The 20,547-nt window shown below is 69.7% G+C and carries 17 protein-coding genes; 12 read left to right on the plus strand and 5 right to left on the minus strand.

Going from position 1 to position 20,547, the window contains the following annotated elements:
• Position 1: 1 nt before the first annotated feature.
• Together V7Z97_RS07515 and V7Z97_RS07520 are read right to left on the minus strand one after the other, a co-directional pair.
• Positions 2-994, minus strand: coding sequence for an ABC transporter substrate-binding protein (locus V7Z97_RS07515; protein ID WP_334162501.1), 993 nt, complete (start codon positions 992-994; stop codon positions 2-4).
• Entirely contained in the window at positions 991-2,151 is a 1,161-nt protein-coding gene (locus V7Z97_RS07520; RefSeq protein ID WP_334162502.1) for a Gfo/Idh/MocA family protein, read from the minus strand. Before V7Z97_RS07520 ends, V7Z97_RS07515 begins: the two co-directional genes overlap by 4 nt.
• Before the next feature lie 104 nt (positions 2,152-2,255).
• Between V7Z97_RS07520 and V7Z97_RS07525 the strand changes: the two genes are divergently transcribed.
• The gene (locus V7Z97_RS07525; protein ID WP_334162503.1) at positions 2,256-3,530 is read left to right on the plus strand and encodes a Rieske 2Fe-2S domain-containing protein; all 1,275 of its coding nucleotides are present in this window, start codon (positions 2,256-2,258) and stop codon (positions 3,528-3,530) included.
• 10 nt (positions 3,531-3,540) lie between these two features.
• On the opposite strand, the gene V7Z97_RS07530 is transcribed toward V7Z97_RS07525, so the two are convergent.
• From V7Z97_RS07530 to V7Z97_RS07540, 3 genes are all read right to left on the minus strand, one after another.
• A complete protein-coding gene (locus tag V7Z97_RS07530) occupies positions 3,541-5,718 on the minus strand; it encodes a TonB-dependent receptor (RefSeq protein WP_334162504.1) in 2,178 nt (725 codons plus the stop codon).
• Between the two features lie 105 nt (positions 5,719-5,823).
• A complete protein-coding gene (locus tag V7Z97_RS07535; RefSeq protein WP_334162505.1) occupies positions 5,824-7,197 on the minus strand; it encodes a spinster family MFS transporter in 1,374 nt (457 codons plus the stop codon).
• A gap of 4 nt (positions 7,198-7,201) precedes the next feature.
• Positions 7,202-9,841, minus strand: coding sequence for a TonB-dependent receptor (locus V7Z97_RS07540; RefSeq protein WP_334162506.1), 2,640 nt, complete (start codon positions 9,839-9,841; stop codon positions 7,202-7,204).
• A gap of 267 nt (positions 9,842-10,108) precedes the next feature.
• On the opposite strand from V7Z97_RS07540, the gene V7Z97_RS07545 reads away from it, so the two are divergent.
• From V7Z97_RS07545 to V7Z97_RS07595, 11 genes are all read left to right on the plus strand, one after another.
• On the plus strand, positions 10,109-10,558 hold the full coding sequence (locus V7Z97_RS07545; protein WP_334162507.1) for a MarR family winged helix-turn-helix transcriptional regulator: 450 nt from the start codon (positions 10,109-10,111) through the stop codon (positions 10,556-10,558).
• 91 nt (positions 10,559-10,649) lie between these two features.
• Positions 10,650-11,021, plus strand: coding sequence for an EthD domain-containing protein (locus V7Z97_RS07550; protein ID WP_325461441.1), 372 nt, complete (start codon positions 10,650-10,652; stop codon positions 11,019-11,021).
• A gap of 173 nt (positions 11,022-11,194) precedes the next feature.
• Positions 11,195-13,387, plus strand: coding sequence for a TonB-dependent receptor (locus V7Z97_RS07555; RefSeq protein ID WP_334162508.1), 2,193 nt, complete (start codon positions 11,195-11,197; stop codon positions 13,385-13,387).
• Positions 13,388-13,447: 60 nt separating this feature from the next.
• Entirely contained in the window at positions 13,448-13,945 is a 498-nt protein-coding gene (locus tag V7Z97_RS07560) for a nuclear transport factor 2 family protein (protein WP_334162509.1), read from the plus strand.
• The gene (locus V7Z97_RS07565; RefSeq protein WP_334162510.1) at positions 13,942-15,336 is read left to right on the plus strand and encodes a spinster family MFS transporter; all 1,395 of its coding nucleotides are present in this window, start codon (positions 13,942-13,944) and stop codon (positions 15,334-15,336) included. The genes V7Z97_RS07560 and V7Z97_RS07565 overlap by 4 nt, the downstream gene beginning before the upstream one ends.
• A gap of 106 nt (positions 15,337-15,442) precedes the next feature.
• A complete protein-coding gene (locus V7Z97_RS07570) occupies positions 15,443-16,051 on the plus strand; it encodes a VOC family protein (protein ID WP_334162511.1) in 609 nt (202 codons plus the stop codon).
• A 32-nt stretch (positions 16,052-16,083) separates the two neighbouring features.
• Positions 16,084-16,467: a nuclear transport factor 2 family protein gene (locus tag V7Z97_RS07575; protein ID WP_334162512.1), complete on the plus strand. Its 384-nt coding sequence runs from the start codon at positions 16,084-16,086 to the stop codon at positions 16,465-16,467.
• A 47-nt stretch (positions 16,468-16,514) separates the two neighbouring features.
• Positions 16,515-17,528 carry a phosphotransferase family protein gene (locus V7Z97_RS07580; RefSeq protein ID WP_334162513.1) on the plus strand — a complete coding sequence of 338 codons (1,014 nt, stop codon included), beginning with the start codon at positions 16,515-16,517 and terminating at the stop codon, positions 17,526-17,528.
• Complete coding sequence (gene eno / locus V7Z97_RS07585) at positions 17,525-18,835, plus strand: phosphopyruvate hydratase (protein WP_334162514.1); 1,311 nt, start codon at positions 17,525-17,527, stop codon at positions 18,833-18,835. Before V7Z97_RS07580 ends, eno begins: the two co-directional genes overlap by 4 nt.
• Positions 18,832-19,779 carry a 2-hydroxyacid dehydrogenase gene (locus tag V7Z97_RS07590; RefSeq protein WP_334162515.1) on the plus strand — a complete coding sequence of 316 codons (948 nt, stop codon included), beginning with the start codon at positions 18,832-18,834 and terminating at the stop codon, positions 19,777-19,779. The genes eno and V7Z97_RS07590 overlap by 4 nt, the downstream gene beginning before the upstream one ends.
• Position 19,780: 1 nt before the next feature.
• On the plus strand, positions 19,781-20,470 hold the full coding sequence (locus tag V7Z97_RS07595; RefSeq protein WP_334162516.1) for an alpha/beta fold hydrolase: 690 nt from the start codon (positions 19,781-19,783) through the stop codon (positions 20,468-20,470).
• The last annotated feature ends 77 nt before the right edge of the window (positions 20,471-20,547 follow it).

Consider the following 20,547-nt stretch of genomic DNA (forward strand, 5'->3'; position numbering starts at 1 on the left):
CTCAGATCTTGAAGGCTTCGAAGGTCTCGGGGGCGAACAGCTCCTCGGGCTGCAGGCGGCGTTTCGAGAGCCCCTGCTCGTGGTGGTAGCGCAGGAAGGTGTCGAGGACGGCGCGGTTCTTCTGGAAGCCGTAGGGCCACCAGTCGGGCCCCAGCTCGGCCACCGCCTCCTCCACCGCCGCCACCTGCCAGGGCAGCATCGAGATCATTGCCGAGGTGACGCGCAGGTTCTCATAGGCGATGGCCTGGGCCTCGACGAAGGCCTTGAACAGCGACTGGGCGATCCAGCGGTTGGCCTCGTAGACGTCCCGGCGCAGCGCGATGACGTGCATGATCGGGAAGATGCCGGTGCGCCGGAAATAGGCCTTCTCCACCTCCACGAAGTCGGGGAACAGGCGCTTCACCTCCTCGGGGCGCGAGTAGAAGGTCGAGGGCGTGCGCGCCGTGTGCAGGGCGTCGATCTCCCCCTCCGCCAGCATCTGCGACAGCGTCCTGCCGGCCGGGATCGGCGTGACGCTGAACTGCGCCGGCAGGTCGAGCTTCAGCTTCTCGTCACGGCCGGGCTCCTCCTCGCCGCCGGTGAAGTAGCTGACGCCGGCCGGATCGACGCCGTACTCGTCGGACAGGATCCCGCGGATCCAGACCGGCGCCGTCATCTGGTATTCCGGCACTCCGACCCGCTTGCCCACGAGGTCCTTGGGCTCGCGGATCCCGCTCTTCGCCGAGACGAAGACGCAGGAATGACGGAAGAACCGCGACGGGAAGACGGGGATGGCGACGAACGCCGGGTCGTCCCGCATCAGCGACACCGCATAGGACGACAGCGACATCTCGGCGGCGTCGAACTCGCGGCCGCGCAGCATGCGGAAGAAGGTCTCCTCCACGTGCAGCGGGATCAGGTTGAGGTCGAGCCCCTCGGGCCGCACCCGGCCGTCGGCGAGCGCGCGCGTGCGGTCGTAGTCCCAGCAGGCGAGCGTCAGGCTGAGTCGGCTCATCGCGTTTCCTCCGTGACGGGGACTTCGCGTCCCTCTTGGCTGGACCTTAGCAGGGCCAGGCAGACGGCGAGATTGGCCTCGCCCCAGGCGCCGTCGTGGACGGGCGGCCGCCCCTCGACCACCGCACCCCAGACTTCGTCGATGACGCCCTGCCGCGGCACGTCCGGCGGCGGCAGGTCGAGGGTCTCGCGGGTCTCGCCATGCACCTCGACGGCGGTGGGCGTGAGGCGCAGGTCCGCCCGCTCGCAGCTCGCCAGCACGAAGCCGAAATGCTCGTGGCCCGCGGGCGTCGAGGGCTCCGGCAGCGGCCGGCTCCCATAGGCGCGCAGGCGCTTCAGCTCGGCCTCGTCGGCCCCCGCCGGCCGGCTCTGGGCTGCGGCGGCGTCGGCCGGGGCTCTCGCCTGCCCCAGCTCGCCGATCCAGCCCATCAGCGCGTCGGTCTCATAGCGGCCGTAGCCGGAATAGGTGAGGCTGGCCGTGGCCCCGTTCGCGAAGGTCAGGAGGGCCTGGTAGGCGCCCTCCGACGGCCTCTGCGGGTCCCAGACGCCGGCCTGGGCGCGGACGCTGGCCACCGGCGCGCCGGCCAGCCGGCGGACCACGTCCACCTGGTGCGCCGCCTGGCTGAACACCACGCCCCCGCCCTTCGCCGTGTCCAGCTCCTCCGGCCGCCGGGGCCGGTAGAGGAAGTCGGTGTAGGTGATCATGGTGATCATCCGCAGGCGCCCGTAGCGGCCGCCGGCGATCAGGTTCGCGGCGCGCACGACCGGCCCGTCGTACCCGTGGCTCGGGCCCACCAGCAGGGCCACCCCCGCCGCCTCGGCGGCCGCCCGCATGGCGCGGCAGGCCTCCAGGGTCAGCGCCATCGGCTTCTCCACCAGCAGGTGCTTGCCGGCCCGCGCCGCCGCCACCGCCTGGTCCGCGTGCAGCTCGTGCGGCGAGGCGATGTAGACCACCTCGACCTCCGGGTCGGCGCAGAGCTGCGCGGCGTCCGCATAGGCGCGCCCGCCGAACTCCGCCTCGAAGGCGGCGCGCGCCTCGGGGCGCGGATCGGCGGCCGCCACCAGGCGAACGCGGGCGTCCTTCAGGAACATCGGCCGGCTCAGCACGAAGCCGCGCGAGAGCCCGATGACTCCGAAGCGGAGGATGCGGTCAGCCATGCCTCTCCTGTCGCCGCCGCTGGACACCGCGGGCCCTGGGGGGTAAATTACTTCGATATCTAAGTCTTATCAACGGCGCCCTCGCAGGCGCTCCGGACAAAGCCATGAGACCTGCCGATAACGACCTGCTCTGCCGCGTGGAAGGCGAGGCCCCCATGGGCCAGATCATGCGCCAGCACTGGCTGCCCGCCTGCATGAGCGAGGAGGTCGAGGCCGACGGCGCGCCGCTGAAGAGCCGCCTGCTGGGCGTGGACCTGGTGGTGTTCCGCGACAGCCAGGGCCGGGTCGGCGTGCTGGACGAGCGCTGCCCGCACCGCGGCGCCTCGCTGGTCTACGGCCGCAACGAGGAGTGCGGCCTGCGCTGCCTCTACCACGGCTGGAAGTTCGCCGTGGACGGCGAGATCGTCGACATGAGCTCCGAGCCGGCCGATAGCCGGATGCGCAACCTGCGGGCCCGCGCCTATCCCGCCCATGAGGCCGGCGGCTTCGTGTGGTGCTGGATGGGGGATCCCGACGCGGTCCGCCCGTTCGAGACGCCCGCCTGGGCGCCGACCCCGGACACGAAGATCTCGATCGTGAAGATACACGCGGCCTGCAACTGGGCCCAGGTGCTGGAGGGCGCGATCGATTCCGCCCACTCCTCCAGCCTGCATTCGACGAACATGCCGACCGCCGAGGTCACGGGCTCCACGGCCACCGAGACCGCCTGGCTCAGGCCCTCCAACGACAAGGCGCCCCGGCTCGAGGCGGAGGTCACCGACTACGGCTTCCACTACGCGGCGATCCGCCGTCCGATCGTCGATCCGGAGACCCACGTCTACATCCGAACGACGATCTTCATCGCGCCCTTCACCGTGCTGATCCCGCCCAACGACCGCTACAACCTCGCCCAGATGCTGGTGCCGGTCGATGACGTGAACTGCATGTTCTACTGGATCGCCTGGCACCCCACGGGCGGCATCGACCAGGACGCCTGGCGCCGGTTCTGCGCAGCCACGCCCGGCGTCGACCTGAATCCCGACTGGACCAAGCGCCGCAACGCGGCCAACGCCTACGGCCAGGACCGCGCCGCCATGAAGGCCGGCGACTTCACCGGCATCGAGGGCATTCCGTTCCAGGACATGGCCATGTGGGAGAGCATGGGCCCGATCGCCGACCGTTCGGCCGACCACCTGGGCGCGTCCGACGTCGCCATCATCCAGTTCCGCCGCCAGATGGTCGCCGCCGCCAAGGCCGTGCAGAAGGGCGAGCCGGCGATCGGGACCACCTCCAGGACGCGCCAGGTCGACGTCGCTTCCTTCGAAGGCGTGGTGCCCAGGAGCGCCGACTGGCGGACGTTTGCGACCCGCAACGCCCGCCAGGCGGAGCCGGCGGAGTAGCCGCCTCCGGCTACTGCATCTTCCAGGTGAGCGTCACGCCGTAGGTCTTCGGCGGGGTGTAGGGCACGAGCACCTGCCGGTAGGGCGCGAAGGCGGTGACGTAGGTCGCCACCAGCTCGTCGGAGAGGTTCTTGCCCCACACCGCCACCTCCCACCGGTCGTCCGGCGAGGTCAGCGAGGCCCTGGCGTCCCAGTTGATGTAGCCCTGCTGCTTCTGGGTCGGGATGTTCGAGGCCTCGAAGTACATCTTCGACTGGTTGGAGTAGTCCACCCGGGCGAGCGCGGCCCACCCCGACAGGTCCGTCGAGTACTGCACGCCCAGGTTCACCTTGTCCTTCGGCGAGCGCGGCAGGCGGTTGCCGGTGAAGTTGCCGGTGGCGCCGGTGGCGAAGCTCTCGAACTTGGCGTCCAGCCAGGCGTAGCTGCCGTCGATCTGCAGGCCGCGGAACGGCCGGATGTCGAACTCCAGCTCGGCGCCCTCGATCTTGGCCGTGGCGGCGTTGCCGACCACCACGCAGCACAGCGGCACGAGTTGGCTGACCTGCAGGTCCTCGTAGTCGGTGCGGAACACCGACAGGTTCAGCCGCACCCGGTTGTCGAGCCACTGGGTCTTGGCGCCCGCCTCGTAGCTCCAGGCGAACTCGGGGTCGTAGGGCGTGGCCTGGCTCGCGCCGTTGCCGGCGATCCCCTGGAAACCGCCGCTCTTGAAGCCCCGCGCCGCCGAGGCATAGAGGAGCACGTCCTCGGTGGGTTGCCAGTCCAGCGCGAACCTCGGCGTGAACGCGTCCCACTTCTCCTGCGCCGAGACGTCGTAGTCGGCGCTCAGCGGCGGCGGCAGGCCCGGCCCGGAGACCTTGCGGCCGATGAAGTGGCCCTCCTTCTCCTCCCAGGTCATCCGCGCGCCGACCGTGGCCGTCAGCGTCGGAAGGATGTCGAAGCTCGCCTGGCCGAACAGGGCCGTGCTCGTGGCGTCCACCGTCTGCGGATAGACCGCGAGACCGGTCTGGGCCGGGGCCGGGAACTGCTGCAGCAGCCAGTGGGTGCGGCCGTTGTCCTCGTTCAGGTAGTAGAAGCCGACCTGCCCGCGCAGCCGCTCGTCCATGAGGCCGAACGCCAGCCGGACTTCCTGGCTGAACTGCTGATTCTTCTCGTGGCCGGTCTCGGTGGATTCGATCTGGTTCGGCGGATTGACCGGATTGGAGAAGAACGGCGTGACATAGTTCAGCTTCACGTCGCGCAGGCCGGTCAGGGAGGTGACCACGCCCAGGGGCGTCTCCCAGTTCACCTCGCCGCGGTAGGTCTTGACCAGCCGGCGCATTTTCCCGTCGGTCCAGGCGTTCATGACGCGCGGATCGGGATTGACGCCCACGCAGTGGACGCCGCCGCGCAAAGTGGTGTCGCAGATGTTGTCCCGCGGATTGCCCTTCTGGTCCTGGTCGGTGACGTCGAACGAGAGGATGACGTCCAGGGCGTCGGACGGCGTGAGGCGCAGGGCCAGGTGGCCGGTCCTCAGGTCCTCGTCGTTGACGTCGTTGCCGGTGGTCTCGTTGAACTCGTAGCCGTCCCGCGTCTTGATCGAGGCGCCGGCGGCCAGGAAGACGTTGTCGGCCAACGCCACGTTGCCGCGCACGTTCACCGCGCGACGGTCGTAGTTGCCGAGCTGGCCCTGGATCCGGAGCGAGGTGTCGGCCGAGGGCTTGCGGGTGACGAACTGGACGAGGCCGCCCACGGTGTTCTTGCCGAACAGGGTGCCCTGCGGCCCGCGCAGCACCTCCACCCGCTCGAGGTCGAGGGCGTCCAGGTCCGGGGTGCCGCCGCGGCCGGCGTAGACGCCGTCCACGAAGACCACCACCGAGGGGTCGCCGCCCGCGTTCTGGCTGATCCCCTGGGCCGAGCCGATGCCGCGGATGGCGAAGTTCTGCTGGATCGGGTCCACCTGGCCCATGCTGAAGCCGGGAGTCCTGAGGGCGATGTCGCCGAGGGTCTCGATGTTCGAGCGCTCGAGCGCGGCGGCGCTGAAGGCGGTGACCGCGACGGGCACCTCCTGCAGGTTCTCCTCCACCCGCTGGGCGGTGACGATCAGTTCCTCGACTTCGGCCGCCCGCTCCTGGGCGTAGGCGCTCCCCGAAACGAGCAGAGCCGCTGCAAGCGCGCCCGCGGACACGCCCGACGCATAACGCGTGGTCATCACGATAGCCTCCCCATGTCGTCCCCGTCGCCCGGTGAGGCGCGGCGTTCTTATGGTCGAGAGGCTACACCATAATACATAGAATTCTAAGCTTCTTTGCGAGGCCTAGAGCAGTTCCTCGATCTGCCTGTGCGCCGGCTTCAGCGCCAGGGCCAGGAGAAGCACGCCGACGCTGAGCGAGATGACGGTGGTCATCGCCAGCGACTTGCCCACGTCCTGCGGGCCGCCGAACACGTTCTCCGTCATCCAGGCCGTCCAGGTGGGGGCGAGCCCCAGGCCGATCATGTTGGCGATGGTCAGGTAGAGGGCCGCCACCTGCCCGCGCATCCGGTTCGGCGTCAGCGCCTGGATGGCCGCGGCCTGCAGCCCGCCGTACACGCTGCCGAAGAACAGGGCGACGATGAACAGGCCCGCCGCCACCGTGGCGGACGGCGCCAGATAAGCCCCGATGAACAGCGGCGCCTGGACCACCGCCGACCAGATCGACACGCGCAGCGGGGCGTCGTGCTTGCCGCCCTTGGCCACGCGGTCGGACAGCGCGCCGCCTGCCAGCACGCCGAGCGTTCCGAACACGCCGAATCCGACGCCGTAGAGCAGGCCCACCTGGGCCGGCTGGAAGGCGTGCACGCGCATGAAGTAGGCGGGCCCCCAGACGTTGAAGGCGTAGCCGGTGATGACGATGCCGGAGAACCCGGCGAACAGCGGCGCGAAGACGCGCCGATGAGCCCAGAGATAGGCGACCACCTCGGAGACCTTGGGCGCCACGGAGGCCGCCCCGCCCCGCTCCAGGCGCCTCGGCGGCTCCTTCACCGTCAGCAGCACCAGCAGCGCCACGAGCAGTCCCGGAAAGCCCACCACGAGGAACGGCACCTTCCAGGCCGACACTTGGCCCACGAACGGCAGCACCGGCTGGGCCGTCGTCGCCCACTGCACGACCACACCGCCGATCAGCATGGCGACGCCGCCGCCAAGCGTGACGCCGCAGGAGTAGAGGCCCATGGCGAAGCCCAGGCGCTGGGGCGTGAAGTAGTCGGGAATGATGGAATAGGCGGCCGGAGAGAGCGTCGCCTCGCCCACCCCAACGGCCATCCGCGCCGCGAACAGCCGCCAGAAGGAGTTGGCCAGGCCGCAGAAGACCGTGGCCAGGCTCCACAGCGCGATGCCGACGGCGATCAGGTTGCGCCGTCCCCGGGTGTCCACCCACCGCCCGAACGGCAGGCCCAGCAGGGTGTAGAACGCCGCGAAGGCGAAGCCCGCGAGCAGGCTGATCTGGGTCTCGGAAAGCCCCAGGTCCTCGCGGATCGGATCGATGACCAGGCTGAGCAGGGTCCGGTCGATGAACGAGAACATGTAGGCGACCATCAGGACGCCCACGACGTAGTAGCCATACGCCGAGTTGGTGGGGGCGGAGACGGCGGGGCCGTCTCCTTTCGCCCCCGCCGTCGCGCCGGCGGCCTCGCTGAGTTCCGGCGCGCTCATCGCCCTAGAACCGCTTGCTCACCCGCACGTAGCCGAGGCGGCCGCGCGGATCGTAGACGAAGCGGTCGAAGCCCTGCAGGTCGCTCGAGATGACCGAGCTGTGCGGGTACTGGTCGGTGGCGTTGATCACCCCCACCGCGATGTCGGCGTCCCAGGCGTCCAGCGACAACTGGTACTGCAGGTCCAGCGTCGCCAGGGCGTCGTACTCGTAGCCCTCGAAGGCGTTCCCGGCCGCGGTGAAGTTCTCCTCGTAGGCGGAGATGTAGTTGACCGTCGCCGTGAAGGTGTGCGGCCCCGCGGCGAACGAGCCGATCCCGGAGAGCCGGAGCTTCGGCAGGGAACGGGCGAAATTCTCGAAGTTCCGCTTGCCGGAGATGTCCTGCTTCCGCCCCGCGATCGTGGTCTCGTACTTGTTGAGGTAGGTCCCGCGCAGCGTGAGGTCGAGACGGCCGAGCTCGTACTCCTGATTGGCCGTGGCCGAGAAGTCGACGCCGTCGGCGACCACCGAGTTCTGGTTCACGAAGCTGACCCGCACCTGCTGGATCAGGCCGCGCGGGTCGCCGCCCGCCCGGGTGATCCTCGGATCGTTCGGGTTGGCGCTGACGATCGCCTGGAAGCTCTCTTTGACGATCAGGTCCTCGTAGTCGTAGCGCCAGTAGTCGAGGGTGAAGCTCAGCTGCGAGTGCGGGTTCCATATCGCGCCCAGGCCGAAGTTCTTCGCCGTCTCCGGCTCCAGCTCCGAGCCCGGCACGGTGAGGATCTGGGTGAAGAACGGGATCAGGCTCGGGTTGAACGGGTCCACCACCGCATTGTTGATCGTCGAGATCGAGGAGATCTGCGACAGCGACGGCGCCCGGAAGCTGGTCCCGGCCGAGGCGCGGATCACCAGGCTGTCGAGGGGCTCCCAGCGCAGCGCGGCCTGCGGGCTGAAGTTGCCGCCGACCCGCGAGTAGTGGTCGTAGCGGGCCTGCAGCTGCAGATCGAGGGTCTCGGCCAGCGGCACGGCCATCTCCCCGAACACCGCCCACACCTTCTGCGAGATCTCGAAGTCGGGGCCCGAGAACAGGAAGATGAAGTTGCCGGTCTGCTGGTCGCGGTCCGAGGCGAAGTCGAGGCTTTCGTGCCGGAACTGGGCCCCCACCGCGGCGGCCACCTTGCCGGCCGGCAGGTCGAACAGGTCGCCCGTCAGCACGCCCTCCACCGAGTGCATCCGCCCCTTGTACTTGCGCCAGGAGTCGGCGGTGAAATCCTCGATCACCGCCGGATCGTTGGCCAGCGCCGGATTGGTGAGCGACGAGCCGAACGGGTTGAAGAACTGGTTGTTGTTCGGCCCGCCGACCCCGTTCAGGGCGGCGTTGAACCGGTCCTTCAGCGTGTCGCGGATGTTGGTCGGCGAGTAGAGCTGCTGGGCGAAGGTGTAGGACGCGTCGTAGCGCCAGCCGTCGATGAAGCTCTCGCCCCGGGCGCCGGCCACCGCGCGCACCATGTCGGAGCGCCGCCGCTGCTCGTTCTCCGGATAGTTGATGTACATCAGCGGCCGGCCGTAGAAGACCACCGGCACCCCGAAGCCGCCGTTCGCCACCAGGTTGCCCGGGTTGTTGGCCGGAATCACCGGGAAGGTCAGGTTCGAGTACGACGGGGACGAGAACAGCTTCGCCTCGTTATGGGCGACGCCCAGCTCCGCATAGAGGGTGTGGCTGTCGTTGGGCCTGTACTCGGCGGTGGCGTAGCCGAGGATCCGCTGTTCGGGCGAGATCAGCTTGAAGGCTTCCGAGAGGTCCGAACCGCAGAGGCCCAGGTTGGTGCCCGGCACGAACGGGGTCGGGATGCCGCCCAGCCGGGCGCAGTTCGGGTCGATGGTCGGCAGGGCCGCGGTCAGCGGCCGGAAGGCCCCCGGGAAGCCGAGCGCCGAGCGAATCTTGTTGGCCGCGAACGGCCGGTCGTTCTGGGCCAGCGGCGTGCGGTAGAGGCCCTCGATCCCCGCCACGAAGTCCCAGTTGTCGCCGGACATTCCGCCGACCACGCCGAGGTTGATGTCCTCCTGGCTGTCCTTGAACGTCGACTGGTACTGGGCGCGCAGCTCCAGGCCCTCGAAGCGCTTGCGCATGACGAAGTTGGCGACGCCGGCGATGGCGTCCGAGCCGTACAGGCCCGAGCCGCCGTTCTGCAGGATCTCCACCCGGTCGACCATGATCAGCGGGATGGTGTTGATGTCGACGAAGCTCGAGCCGTCGTCGAGCGGCACGGGCGAGACCACCTGCCGGCGGCCGTTCACCAGGGTCAGCGTCGAGGCGACGCCCAGACCCCGCAGGTTGATGTTCGCCATGCCCAGCTGGTAGGGCGCGTTGGTGTTGTCCGGCGTCGAGCGGGCGCCGTTGGCCATCGGCAGGTTCTTGAACAGGTAGTCCGAGGTCAGGACCGACTGCTTCTGCAGCTCGTCGCTGCCCAGCACCGAGACCGGGTTCGGCGTGTCCTTCACGGGGCGCTGGATGTAGCTGCCGGTGACCACCACCTCGTCCACCGTGGACGGGTCCTGGGCCGCGGCCGCGCCCGCCCAGACCATCAGGGCGGCGGCCGAGGCCCCCGCCAGAACCCATTGACGATTGCGGCGGGCATGACCCCGCGAGGCGTCGACGTGCGACATCCCGGTCTCCTTCCCCTTCTGCCGGCGGCGTGGGCCGCCGGTCCTGTCCTTTGCCGGACGTCGCCGGCTGCTCCGGTCCTGGCGCGACCATCAACGACGTTGACGGTTCGGGTCGGCCGGCGGTATTATTGCTTAGATATAGAAGCTTTTTGGCCAGTGCAAAAGACGGCTTTTTTCGGTTCCCGGACGGCAGCCGGCGCGGCCCTGCCGTTTTGACATTCAGGCAGAACCGCCGCACTCAAACCGGACGATTTCCGGACGGACGGCGTGACCCCGAGCGAACAGACCCAGCCCCTCCTGCTCTCCCTGTTGCAGGCGTTCTACTGGTGCGACGAGAGCCTCCAGAACTACCTGCGCTCGCGCGGCTGGCCCGAGGTGACGCGACCCCAGTCGATGGTCATGGCCAACGTCGTGTCGGGCGTCGGGCGCCCGTCCGACATCGCCCGCAGCATGGGCGTCAGCCGCCAGGCCGTGCACACGACGATCAACCAGATGATCGAGCTGGGCATGGTGGCCCTCAAGGACGATCCGGACGACCGGCGCATGAAGCTGGTCACGCCGACGCCGTTTGGCGAAACCATGCGCCTCGACGCTCAGCGCGCGATCCGGATCATGACGGAGGAACTGTCCCAGCGGCTGGGCGCCGAGCGCGTCGCGCAGGCCGCCCAGTTGCTGGCGGAGGACTGGGGCCCGCCACTGAGTTTCGCTCAGGACTGAGCGGGCCGGGGATTTCCCGTCAACGAAATTGACGAAGTGCTGATCCGTGCTCCAACATGCGCGCCCCGCCCGGGGGCCGTGAGGAGCGCGCATGTTCAAGATGTCCTTCGCCGTCTATCGACGCCCCGAGCTGACCCGCGAGGCGTTCCTCGACTACTGGCGCAATGTGCACGCCCCCCTGGCCGTGAAGCATGCGGGCGCCCTGCGCATACGGCGCTATGTCCAGCTGCACGCCGGCGACTACGAGATCGCGCGGATGATCACCCAGTCGCGCGGTTGCCAGCCGCCCCACGACGGCGTGGTGGAGATCTGGTGGGACAGCGAGGAAGACCGCATGGCCGCCGCCGCCTCTCCGGAGGGACAGGCCGCGGCGCGCGAACTGATCGCCGACGAGCTCCGCTTCTGCGACATGAGCCGCGCGACCGTGGCCTTCGGTTATGAACATGTGATCATTGATAACTAAGCTCGGCGACCGTGAGCCCGAGAGAATAAAACGCGCGACGTCCGTAGCTTAAGCCAGGTGACGCTAAGTCATCCCGTCAACTTCATTGACAGTGTCGTCAACCTAACTGACAGTTTCCCTAAGGCGGGCGCAGACCCGCACCGGCTCCAGGCCGAGTTCATCAGGGGAAACACATGTCCAATCTGCTCAGCCGTCACCTATGCCTCACCACCGCCATCGCACTGGCGATGGCGACGCCCGTCCTGGCGCAGGAAACCGCGCTCGACGAGCTCGTGGTCACCGCGCAGAAGCGCGAACAGAACATGCAGGACGTGCCGATCTCGATGTCGGTGGTCACCGGCGAGCAGATCGCGGACTACCACCAGACCGACCTGCACGACTTGATGAACTCCGTGCCGAACGTCTACGTCCAGCGCCTGAACGCGGCCGACGTGGTCTACATCCGCGGGTTCGGCTCCGCGCCGGCCAACTTCGCCTTCGACCAGTCGGTCTCGATGTACAAGGACGGCATCTACGCCGGCCGCGGCAAGCAGTTCGAAGCGCCGTTCTTCGACATCGAGCGCGTGGAGGTCCTCCGCGGGCCGCAAGGCGCGCTGTTCGGCAAGAACACCCCGGCCGGCGCCATCAGCATCGTCACCGCCGGGCCGACCCGCACCTTCCAGGGACGCGTCGCCGGGGCCTACAACTTCGACCTCGACGGGACCGAGATCTCGGGCTTCGTCTCCGGCCCGCTGAGCGAGGCCCTGAGCGCCCGCCTGGCGGTCAAGTTCCTCGACCAGGACGGTTGGATCCACAACGTCAACACTGGCTACAACGACCCGCGCAAGAAGCAGCGCCTGGCCCGCGCCTCGCTGCGCTACGAGCCCAGCGACGCGGTCGACGTCACGGCCAAGCTCGAATATTCCGACTCCCAGGTCCGCGGCGCCAACATCGTCCTTGGCCCGCCCAACGCCGCGGGTCCGGTCACCACCGTCCGCTACTCTGACGGCAATCCCTTCGGCTATCCGGAAGCCAACAAGGTCCGATCGACCAACGGCTCGGTCGTGGCCAACTTCGACTGGCGCGATCACACGGTCACCACGGTGACGGGCTATTCACACTACGACGCCGAACGGACGAACGTCTACAGCACCGATGTCCCGGCGCTCTACTCCAACCGGATGCCCGAGGAGTTCGAGCAGGTCTCGCAGGAGGTTCGCCTGCTCTCGCCGGTCGGCCAGCGCCTGGAGTACGTGGTGGGCGCCTACGTCGACCGCAGCACCTACGACCTGGGCTACTACCTCGCCTACAACATGCTGGGCGGCACGCTCGCCGGGCGCCAGCACTCCGAGTTCGAACAGACGGCGAAGACCTACTCGCTGTTCGGCCAGGGCACCTTCAACGTCACCGAAGACCTGCGCCTGATCGGCAGCCTGCGCTGGACGCAGACCGACAAGAAGGGCGCCTACGACACCTATCTCGACGCTGGACGGCCCCAGCGGGCCATCACCTCGGCGCGCGGCAAGCTCAGCGAGGACTACCTCGATCCCTCGGTGACCGTGCAGTACGACCTCACCGACGCGATCATGTTCTACGCCGTCTACGGTCGCGGCTCGAAGTCCGGGGGCTTCGTCAGCAACTCGTTCGGGACGGTGGACTCCACCTTCATCTTCAAGCCGGAGAAATCCACGAACTACGAGGCCGGCATCAAGTCCACGCTGGACGACGGCCGGATCGTCCTGAACGTCTCCGTCTACGACACCACCTTCAAGGACCTGCAGAGCTCGATCTACGACCCGACGATCAGCGCCTTCGTGACCAAGAACGCCGCCCAGGCGTCCTCCCGCGGCGTCGAGGCGGTGTTCCTCTGGCAGCCGGTGACCAGCCTCAAGGTCACCGCGTCGGGGGCCTACCAGGACGCCAAGTACGACGACTTCCCGGGCTCCACCTGCCTGGCCAGGCAGCCGGTGACGGAATGCAATCCGGCCAACCCCGCCAGCATCGCGGCGAACAACATCGCCGGCGCCCCCCTCACCTATTCGTCCAAGTGGACGGGTAACCTGCAGATCGCCCACAAGGCGGCGCTCACCGAGGATCTCCAGCTCTCGTCTGCGATCGGGCTGGCCTACCGCTCGAAGTACTACAACGCCGACAACCAGAGCACCGTCTACGGCGTCCAGAAGGGCTACACCAAGATCGACGCGCGGCTCGCCCTCGGCCACGTCGACAGCGGCTGGGAGGTGGCCCTGGTCGGCAAGAACCTCACCGACGAGCGGACCTACAACTTCTCGTTCCTGCTGCCCGCGCCGCTTACCGCCGATCCGCGCGTGCACAAGTTCCTGGACGAGCCGCGCACCGTCCTGCTCGAGGCCTCCCTCGAGTTCTAGGCCCTCAAACGGCGTCGGGGCCCGCGCCCCGACGCCCCCCACCAGAACCGGAGACTTCCGATGGCGCTCAGCCCGGAACAGCTGGCCCAGCGCGCCGAGATCGGCGACGTCGTCCTGGGCTACGCCACGGCGATCGACAGCCGCGACTGGAACCTGCTGCGCTCGATCCTCACCGACCCGGTGCACATCGACTACAGCTCGATGGGCTCGCTCAACGACGACATGCCCGCGGAGGCGTGGGTGACGCGGCTGAAGTCGCTCTACGGCTTCGACGCCACCCTGCACATGATTTCCAACCTGACGTTCAGGGTGTCGGGCGAGACGGCGGTCTGCACCTCCTACGTCAACGCCATGCACTTCCTGAACGACGCCGGCCGCGAGTACGGCGCGCACGCCTGCGGCGTCTATGTCCACGAGCTGGTCCGCAAGGACAGCGCCTGGAAGATCCGCAAGTGCACCTTCCGCCTCGCCGGTCGTCAGAGCGGCGACGCAGCTTTCGAGGCGGCCTTCGTCCGGGCGCGCGAACTCGCCCCCGCCCGCACCCCCGAGGGGCAATGACCGTCGCGGCCGTCACGGACCGGGCCGTGGACGCAGACCGCCGGTGGGCGCTCGCGCTGATGCTCGCGATCTCGACGCTGGCCTTCGTCGACCGCACGATCCTCAACACGGTCGGCCAGGCCATCAAGGACGACCTGCGGATCAGCGACCTGCAGCTCGGCCTGCTTGGCGGGGCGGCCTTCGCCCTGCTCTACGGCGTGCTCGCCCTGCCGGTCGCGAGGCTGGCGGAGCGGCACAGCCGGGTCACCATCATCAGCGTCTCGGTCGCCTGCTGGTCGATCATGACCGCGCTGTGCGGGCTGGCGGGCTCGTTCAGCCAGCTGCTCGTGGCGCGGATCGGGGTAGGCGTCGGCGAAGCCGGCGCCACCGCGCCGGTGCACTCCCTGCTCGGCGACTACTACCCACCCCGGAAGCGCGCCTCCGCCATCGGCATCCTCGGCCTGGCCACGCCGCTCGGGCTGGTCGTCGGCGGGATTGGCGGCGCCGTCCTCGCCCAGGCCTACGGCTGGCGCATGGCGCTGCTCATGGTGGGCCTGCCGGGCCTGGTCCTGGCCGTCCTCACCCGTCTCACGGTGAAGGAGCCGGCGCGGGGCCACGCCGAGGGCGCCACCGACACCGAAGTGCCCCCCTTCTCCGCGGTGGTCCGCCGCCTCGCTGCCAGCCGCACCTTCCGCCATGTGCTGGTCGCAGCGATCCTGACAAACTTCATCGGGGCGAGCGTGATCAGCTTCATGCACCCCTATTTCGTGCGCGCCTTCCAGCTCAGCTACACCGACGCCGCCTACCTCTTCGCCCTGATCAACGGCATCTCCGTCACTGGCGGATACCTCTTCAGCGGCCTGCTGACCGACCGCCTGGTGAAGCGCGACCTGCGCTTCTACGGCTGGCTGCCCGCCGCCTGCATGTTCATATCGGCGCCCGGATACCTGATCGGCTTCGCCCAGACGGAAGTCTGGGTGGCGGTCGTGGCGCTGATGCTCCCGGGACTGTTCTGCGCCGCTTGGTACGCGCCGACGTTCGCCATCACCCAGAACCTCGTGACGCCCCGGATGCGGGCCTCGGCGATCGCCCTCCTCGGCCTCTCGACGAGCCTCATCGGCATGATGCTGGGCCCGGTCGCCACCGGCGCCCTGAGCGACGCCTTCGCCGCCCGCAGCTTCGGCCCGGGCTACGCCGGGGCCTGCCGCGGCGGCCCTACGGCCACGGGACCCGCCTGCGAGGCGGCGTCGGTCGACGGGGTGCGCTTCGCCCTCATGGCGGTGGTCCTGCTCTTCTTCTGGGCCGGGACCCATTTCCTGCTGGCGGCGCGCCACGCGAGGCGCGAACTTGCGTCCGGCGTCGCCCCCGCCACCATCAACGAAGTTGACGGTTTGCAGGCTAAGGGCGTATGATTGCTTAAATACCGAAGTATTGGCTAAGCTCCGGCTGCGGGGCTTGGCGGCGCCGCAGAGCCGCTCGGCTGAGCGGCGTCAGACGGCGAAAGACGTGGAGGACGTCATGGCGAACAGGAACACCGAATTCGAGATCCGGGGAGTGAACCACCTGGCTCTGGTCTGCAAGGACATGGCCGAGACGGTGAAGTTCTACCGCGACGTGCTGGGGATGCCGCTGATCAAGACCCTCGACCTGCCGCGGGACCTGGGCCAGCACTTCTTCTTCGACATCGGCAACGGCGACAGCCTGGCCTTCTTCTGGTTCAAGGACGCCCCGCCGGCCGAGCCCGGCCGCTCGTCGCCGGCGAACCTGCCCACCCAGGGGAACATCGCGTCCGCGCACGGCTCGATGAACCACATCGCCTTCGACGTGCCGGCCGAGAAGTTCGACGAGTACGTCCAGCGGCTGAAGGACAAGGGGATCGCGGTCTCGAAGATCCTCAACCACGACAACTCGCCCAGCGCCTCCAGCGAGGAGGTCACCGACGACGTCTTCGTGCGCTCGATCTACTTCTTCGATCCGGACGGCGTCTGCCTGGAGTTCGCCTCCTGGGTCGGCAAGCCGTTCGACGAGGACGACGTGGCGCACGCGCCGATGACCGCCGACGGCGTGCGCGACGAGACCGTCGTCGTGCCGCTCGCCAAGCGGCGGAAGCTGCAACCGGCCGAGTAGGGCCGGACACGACCACCACCGGGAGGACGACCATGGACGAGGCCGCCGTGCGCGCCTTCGCCAAGCGGTTCTTCGACGCCATCGAACAGGGCGACGTGGACACCGTGCGCGACAGCTACACGCCCGACGTGGGCATCTGGCACAACTTCGATGACAAGGTGCAGACCCGCGAGGAGAACGTCGCCACGCTCCAGGGCATGGTCGGGCGCATCAGCGACCGGGTCTACGACGACCGGCGGCTCGAGGTCTTCCCCGGCGGCTTCGTGCAGCAGCACGTGCTGCGCGGGACGCGCAAGGACGGCAGCCGGGTGAGCCTGCCCGCGGCCATCATCTGCCGCATGCGCGAGGGGAAGATCGCCCGGCTCGATGAGTATCTGGACTCCGCCCACGTCGCCCTCTTCCGCCAGACCTTCTGACGCCGGCCGGGTTGAGGCTGGACCGCATTTCGTTAGATATCTAATGGATGGACATGGACCATCCGCGGGAGGAGATCGCAGGCTGGCTGCGCGACGCAGGTCTGGCCGGCCCTGACGAGCGGCCGCCGGTCACGCCGTTGGCGGGCGGCGTCTCCAGCGACGTCTTCCGGGTCGATCTGGGGAGCGGGCCCGTCTGCGTGAAGCGGGCGCTGGCCCGCCTGAAGGTCGCCGCCGACTGGCGCGCGCCGGTGGAGCGCTCCGCCAACGAGGCCGCCTGGCTGCGGGCGGTGGGGCCGCTGGGCGGGCCGATCGTCCCCGAGGTCCTTGCGGAAGACACGGCGCGGCACCTGTTCGCCATGACCTGGTTCGAGCCCGCCACGCACCCGGTCTGGAAGGTCGAACTGGCCGCCGGCCGCGTCGATCCGGGCTTCGCCGCTGCGGTCGGGCGCGCGCTCGCCACAGCCCACGCCCGGACGGCGGACTCCCCGGAGCTGGCGCGGACCTTCGCCACCGACGCCATGTTCGTGAGCCTGCGGATCGAGCCCTACCTGGCCCACACCGCGGCCGCCCACCCCGGGCTCGCCGGCCGTCTCTCGGAAATCGCGGAGACCACGCTCGGCACGCGGCGCGCCCTGGTCCACGGCGACGTCAGCCCCAAGAACATCCTCGCCGGCCCGGACGGCCCGGTGTTCCTCGACGCCGAGTGCGCCTGGTACGGCGACCCGGCCTTCGACATCGCCTTCTGCGCCAATCACCTGCTGCTCAAGGCCGTGTGGAAGCCGCAGCACGCACCGGCCTACGCCGCGGCCTTCGAGGCCCTCGTCCGCGCCTACCTGGACGGCGTCGCCTGGGAGCCGCCTGAGGCGTTGGAGGCCCGCGCCGCCCCGCTGCTGGCCGGACTCCTGCTCGCCCGCGTCGACGGCAAGTCGCCGGTGGAATACCTGACGGCGGAGACCGACAGGGCCCGGGTGCGCGGCGCCGCGACCGCCCTCCTGTCGCTGCCCGCCCCCCGCTTCGCCGACGCGGCCCGCGAGATCCACGACCGACGGGAAGCCCCATGAAGCACGAGATCGCCACCGTCCGCGGCCGCCAGATCTGGGACAGCCGCGGCCGGCCCACCGTGGAGGCCGAAATCACCCTGGCGGGCGGGGCGACCGGCCGCGCCTGCGCGCCGGCCGGCGCCTCGCGCGGCGCCCACGAGGCCATCGACCTGCGCGACGGGGGCGACCGGTTCGGCGGCTTCGGGGTCGACCGCGCCGTGGCCGCGGTGAACGGCGAGGTCGCCCACGCCCTGGCGGGCCGCGACGTCCGGGACCAGGCCGGTCTCGACGCCGTGCTGGCCGGCCTGGATGGGACGCCGAACTTCGCCCGCCTGGGCGCCAACGCCGCCGTCGCCGTCTCCCTGGCCGCCCTGCACGCCGCCGCCGCCGCCAAGGGTCGGCCGCTGTGGCGTCACCTGGCGGAGGGCCGGCCGGTCCGCATCCCCCTTCCCGAGGTGCAGATCTTCGGCGGCGGCGCCCATGCCGGCCGGCGCACCGACGTGCAGGACTTCATGGTCATGTGCCCCCGCGCGCCCACCGTCCGCCGCGCCTTCGAGATCACCGCCGACGTCTACCGCGCCGCCGGCGCGATCATGGAACAGACCGGGAGGCTGGCCGGCGTCGCCGACGAGGGCGGCTGGTGGCCTATGTTCGCCTCCAACGAGGAGGCGCTGGAGACCCTGGCGCAGGCGATCGACCGCAGCGGCCACCGGGCTGGCGAGGACGTCTTCATCTCCCTCGACGTGGCCGCCAACGAGCTCGCCCATGGCGACGGCTACCGCCTGCCGCTGGACGGCGCCGAACTCACCTCCGAGGCCATGGTCGAGAGGGTGGCCGGCTGGGCCGCGCGCTTCCCGATCCTCTCCATCGAGGATCCTGTCGGCCAGGACGACACGGCCGGCATGGCGCTGGCCACGGAGCGTCTGGGCGAGCGCGTGCAGATCATCGGCGACGACTTCCTGGTCACGAACGCGGAGCGGGTCCGCCGCGCCGCCGACGCCGGCGCCTGCAACGCCGTGCTGGTGAAGGTGAACCAGGCCGGCACGGTGACGAAGGCCAAGGCCGCCCTGGACGCCGCCCGCGCGCTGGGCTGGGCGGCCATCGTCTCGGCCCGCTCCGGCGAGACCGAGGACGTGTCCATCACCCACCTCTCGGTCGGCTGGGACGCCGGCCAGCTCAAGGTCGGCTCCTTCACCCGCTCCGAACGGATGGCCAAGTGGAACGAGCTGCTTCGCATCGAGGAGCAGATGGGCGATGACGCGGTCTACGCCGGCGCGGGCGCCCTGCCCGCGTCCGTCGGCCGAGGGATCCCCGAGAGGCAGGAATGAAGGCCGTCCTCCACTACCGCGCCAGCGAGGGGTTCCAGGCCGAGCTCGCCCGCCAGGCGGCCGGCGCGGGCGTCGAGACCGCCATCGTGGACGAGACCGACGACGCGGCCTTCGCCCGGGAGTTCGCCGACGCCGAGGTGATGCTCCACGTGCTCAAGCCCGTCACCGCCCACATGATGGACCAGGCGCCGCGCCTGAAGCTGATCCAGAAGCTTGGCGTCGGCGTGAACACCATCGACCTGGCCTCGGCCCGCGAGCGCGGCATCGCCGTCGCCAACATGCCGGGCGTCAACAGCCAGGCCGTGGCGGAGATGACGCTCGCCCTGATGCTCGCCGTGCTCCGCCGGGTGACCTATTTCGATCCGCTGGTGCGGGCCGGCGACGGCTGGAGGCCGGACCTGGCCGTGCTCGACACCGTGGGCGAGATCGCCGGCCGCACCGTCGGCTTCGTGGGCTACGGCGAGGTCCCGAAGCGGCTGGCCCCGGCGCTGCAGGCGCTCGGGGCGCAGGTGATCTACACCGCCCGGGCGGAGAAGCCCGACGCCGTCGGCCGCTTCTGCGAACTGGGGGAGGTCGTGGAGCGCGCGGACATCCTCTCCCTGCACATCCCCCTCACCGAGGACACCCGCGGCGTGATCGACGGCCTGGCGCTCTGGCGTATGAAGCGGGGCGCCATCCTCATCAACACCGCCCGCGGTGAGTTGGTGGACCAGCAGGCGCTCTGCGAGGCGCTGACCGCCGGCCAGCTCGGCGGCGCGGGCCTCGACGTGTTCAACGGCGAGCCGGTGGACCCGGCCGACCCGCTGCTCGGCCTGCCAAATGTCGTGCTCGCCCCGCACGTGGCCTGGCTTACGCCCGAGACCCTGGCCCGCAGCCTGGTGGTCGCCTTCGACAACTGCCGCCGGCTGCGCGACGGCGTCCCGCTCCTGAACCAGGTGGTGTGAATTGACCGTCGTCCTCGTCACCGGCCAGCTCCTCACCGACGAAGTCTGGGCTCCGCAGGCGCCGGCCCTGCGGGAGCGCCACGAGGTGGTGTTCGCCGACCACACCCGGGACGACACCATAGGCGGGATGGCCGAGCGCCTGCTGGCCGCCGCGCCGGAGCGCTTCGACCTCGTCGCCCAGGCCATGGGCGGCTTCGTCGCCTTCGAGGTGATGCGCCGCCAGCCCGAACGCGTGACGAGCCTCGCCCTCCTGGCCACCCTCGCGCCGAACGATGGGCCCGCCCAGACCGAGCGGCGGCAGGGCTACATCCGCTTGGTGGAGTCCGGCAGGTTCGACGACGTGGTGGAGGAACGCATCCCCATCCTCGTCCATCCCGCCCGCCGCGAGGACGAGCCCCTGCTCTCCGTGGTGCGCAGGATGGCGGCGGAGACCGGCGCGGAGACCTTCCTGCGCCAGCAGCGGGCGATCATGGCTCGCGCCGACAGCCGCCCCACGCTCGCCGGGATCGCCTGTCCCACCCTGGTCCTCTGGGGCCGCCAGGACGGCATCACCACAGAGGGCCACCAGAGCGAGATCGTCTCCGGAATCCCCGGCGCGCGGCTCGAGGTGGTGGAGGACTGCGGCCACCTGGCCACCCTGGAGAAGCCCGTGACGGTCACCCAACTGCTCACGGACTGGCTGGCTGGATAGCGCCAGCGCCGGCCGGCCCGCCGGCGTCTCGACGTCCGCGAACATATCCGCCTAAGCTCCTCGCTCGGGGGGAGCAG

Source organism: Phenylobacterium sp., from assembly GCF_036821595.1.
In the GTDB taxonomy this organism is placed as follows: domain Bacteria; phylum Pseudomonadota; class Alphaproteobacteria; order Caulobacterales; family Caulobacteraceae; genus Phenylobacterium.

Excerpts from the sequence above, each read along its gene's own strand:
- V7Z97_RS07580 (WP_334162513.1), top strand. The coding sequence starts at position 16,515 with ATGGACATGGACCATCCGCGGGAGGAGATCGCAGGCTGGCTGCGCGAC.
- V7Z97_RS07555 (WP_334162508.1), top strand. The coding sequence starts at position 11,195 with ATGTCCAATCTGCTCAGCCGTCACCTATGCCTCACCACCGCCATCGCA.
- V7Z97_RS07550 (WP_325461441.1), top strand. The coding sequence starts at position 10,650 with ATGTTCAAGATGTCCTTCGCCGTCTATCGACGCCCCGAGCTGACCCGC.
- V7Z97_RS07540 (WP_334162506.1), bottom strand. The coding sequence starts at position 9,841 with ATGTCGCACGTCGACGCCTCGCGGGGTCATGCCCGCCGCAATCGTCAA.
- V7Z97_RS07575 (WP_334162512.1), top strand. The coding sequence starts at position 16,084 with ATGGACGAGGCCGCCGTGCGCGCCTTCGCCAAGCGGTTCTTCGACGCC.
- V7Z97_RS07515 (WP_334162501.1), bottom strand. The coding sequence starts at position 994 with ATGAGCCGACTCAGCCTGACGCTCGCCTGCTGGGACTACGACCGCACG.
- V7Z97_RS07565 (WP_334162510.1), top strand. The coding sequence starts at position 13,942 with ATGACCGTCGCGGCCGTCACGGACCGGGCCGTGGACGCAGACCGCCGG.
- V7Z97_RS07590 (WP_334162515.1), top strand. The coding sequence starts at position 18,832 with ATGAAGGCCGTCCTCCACTACCGCGCCAGCGAGGGGTTCCAGGCCGAG.
- V7Z97_RS07525 (WP_334162503.1), top strand. The coding sequence starts at position 2,256 with ATGAGACCTGCCGATAACGACCTGCTCTGCCGCGTGGAAGGCGAGGCC.
- eno (WP_334162514.1), top strand. The coding sequence starts at position 17,525 with ATGAAGCACGAGATCGCCACCGTCCGCGGCCGCCAGATCTGGGACAGC.
- V7Z97_RS07535 (WP_334162505.1), bottom strand. The coding sequence starts at position 7,197 with ATGAGCGCGCCGGAACTCAGCGAGGCCGCCGGCGCGACGGCGGGGGCG.
- V7Z97_RS07570 (WP_334162511.1), top strand. The coding sequence starts at position 15,443 with ATGGCGAACAGGAACACCGAATTCGAGATCCGGGGAGTGAACCACCTG.
- V7Z97_RS07530 (WP_334162504.1), bottom strand. The coding sequence starts at position 5,718 with ATGACCACGCGTTATGCGTCGGGCGTGTCCGCGGGCGCGCTTGCAGCG.
- V7Z97_RS07520 (WP_334162502.1), bottom strand. The coding sequence starts at position 2,151 with ATGGCTGACCGCATCCTCCGCTTCGGAGTCATCGGGCTCTCGCGCGGC.
- V7Z97_RS07560 (WP_334162509.1), top strand. The coding sequence starts at position 13,448 with ATGGCGCTCAGCCCGGAACAGCTGGCCCAGCGCGCCGAGATCGGCGAC.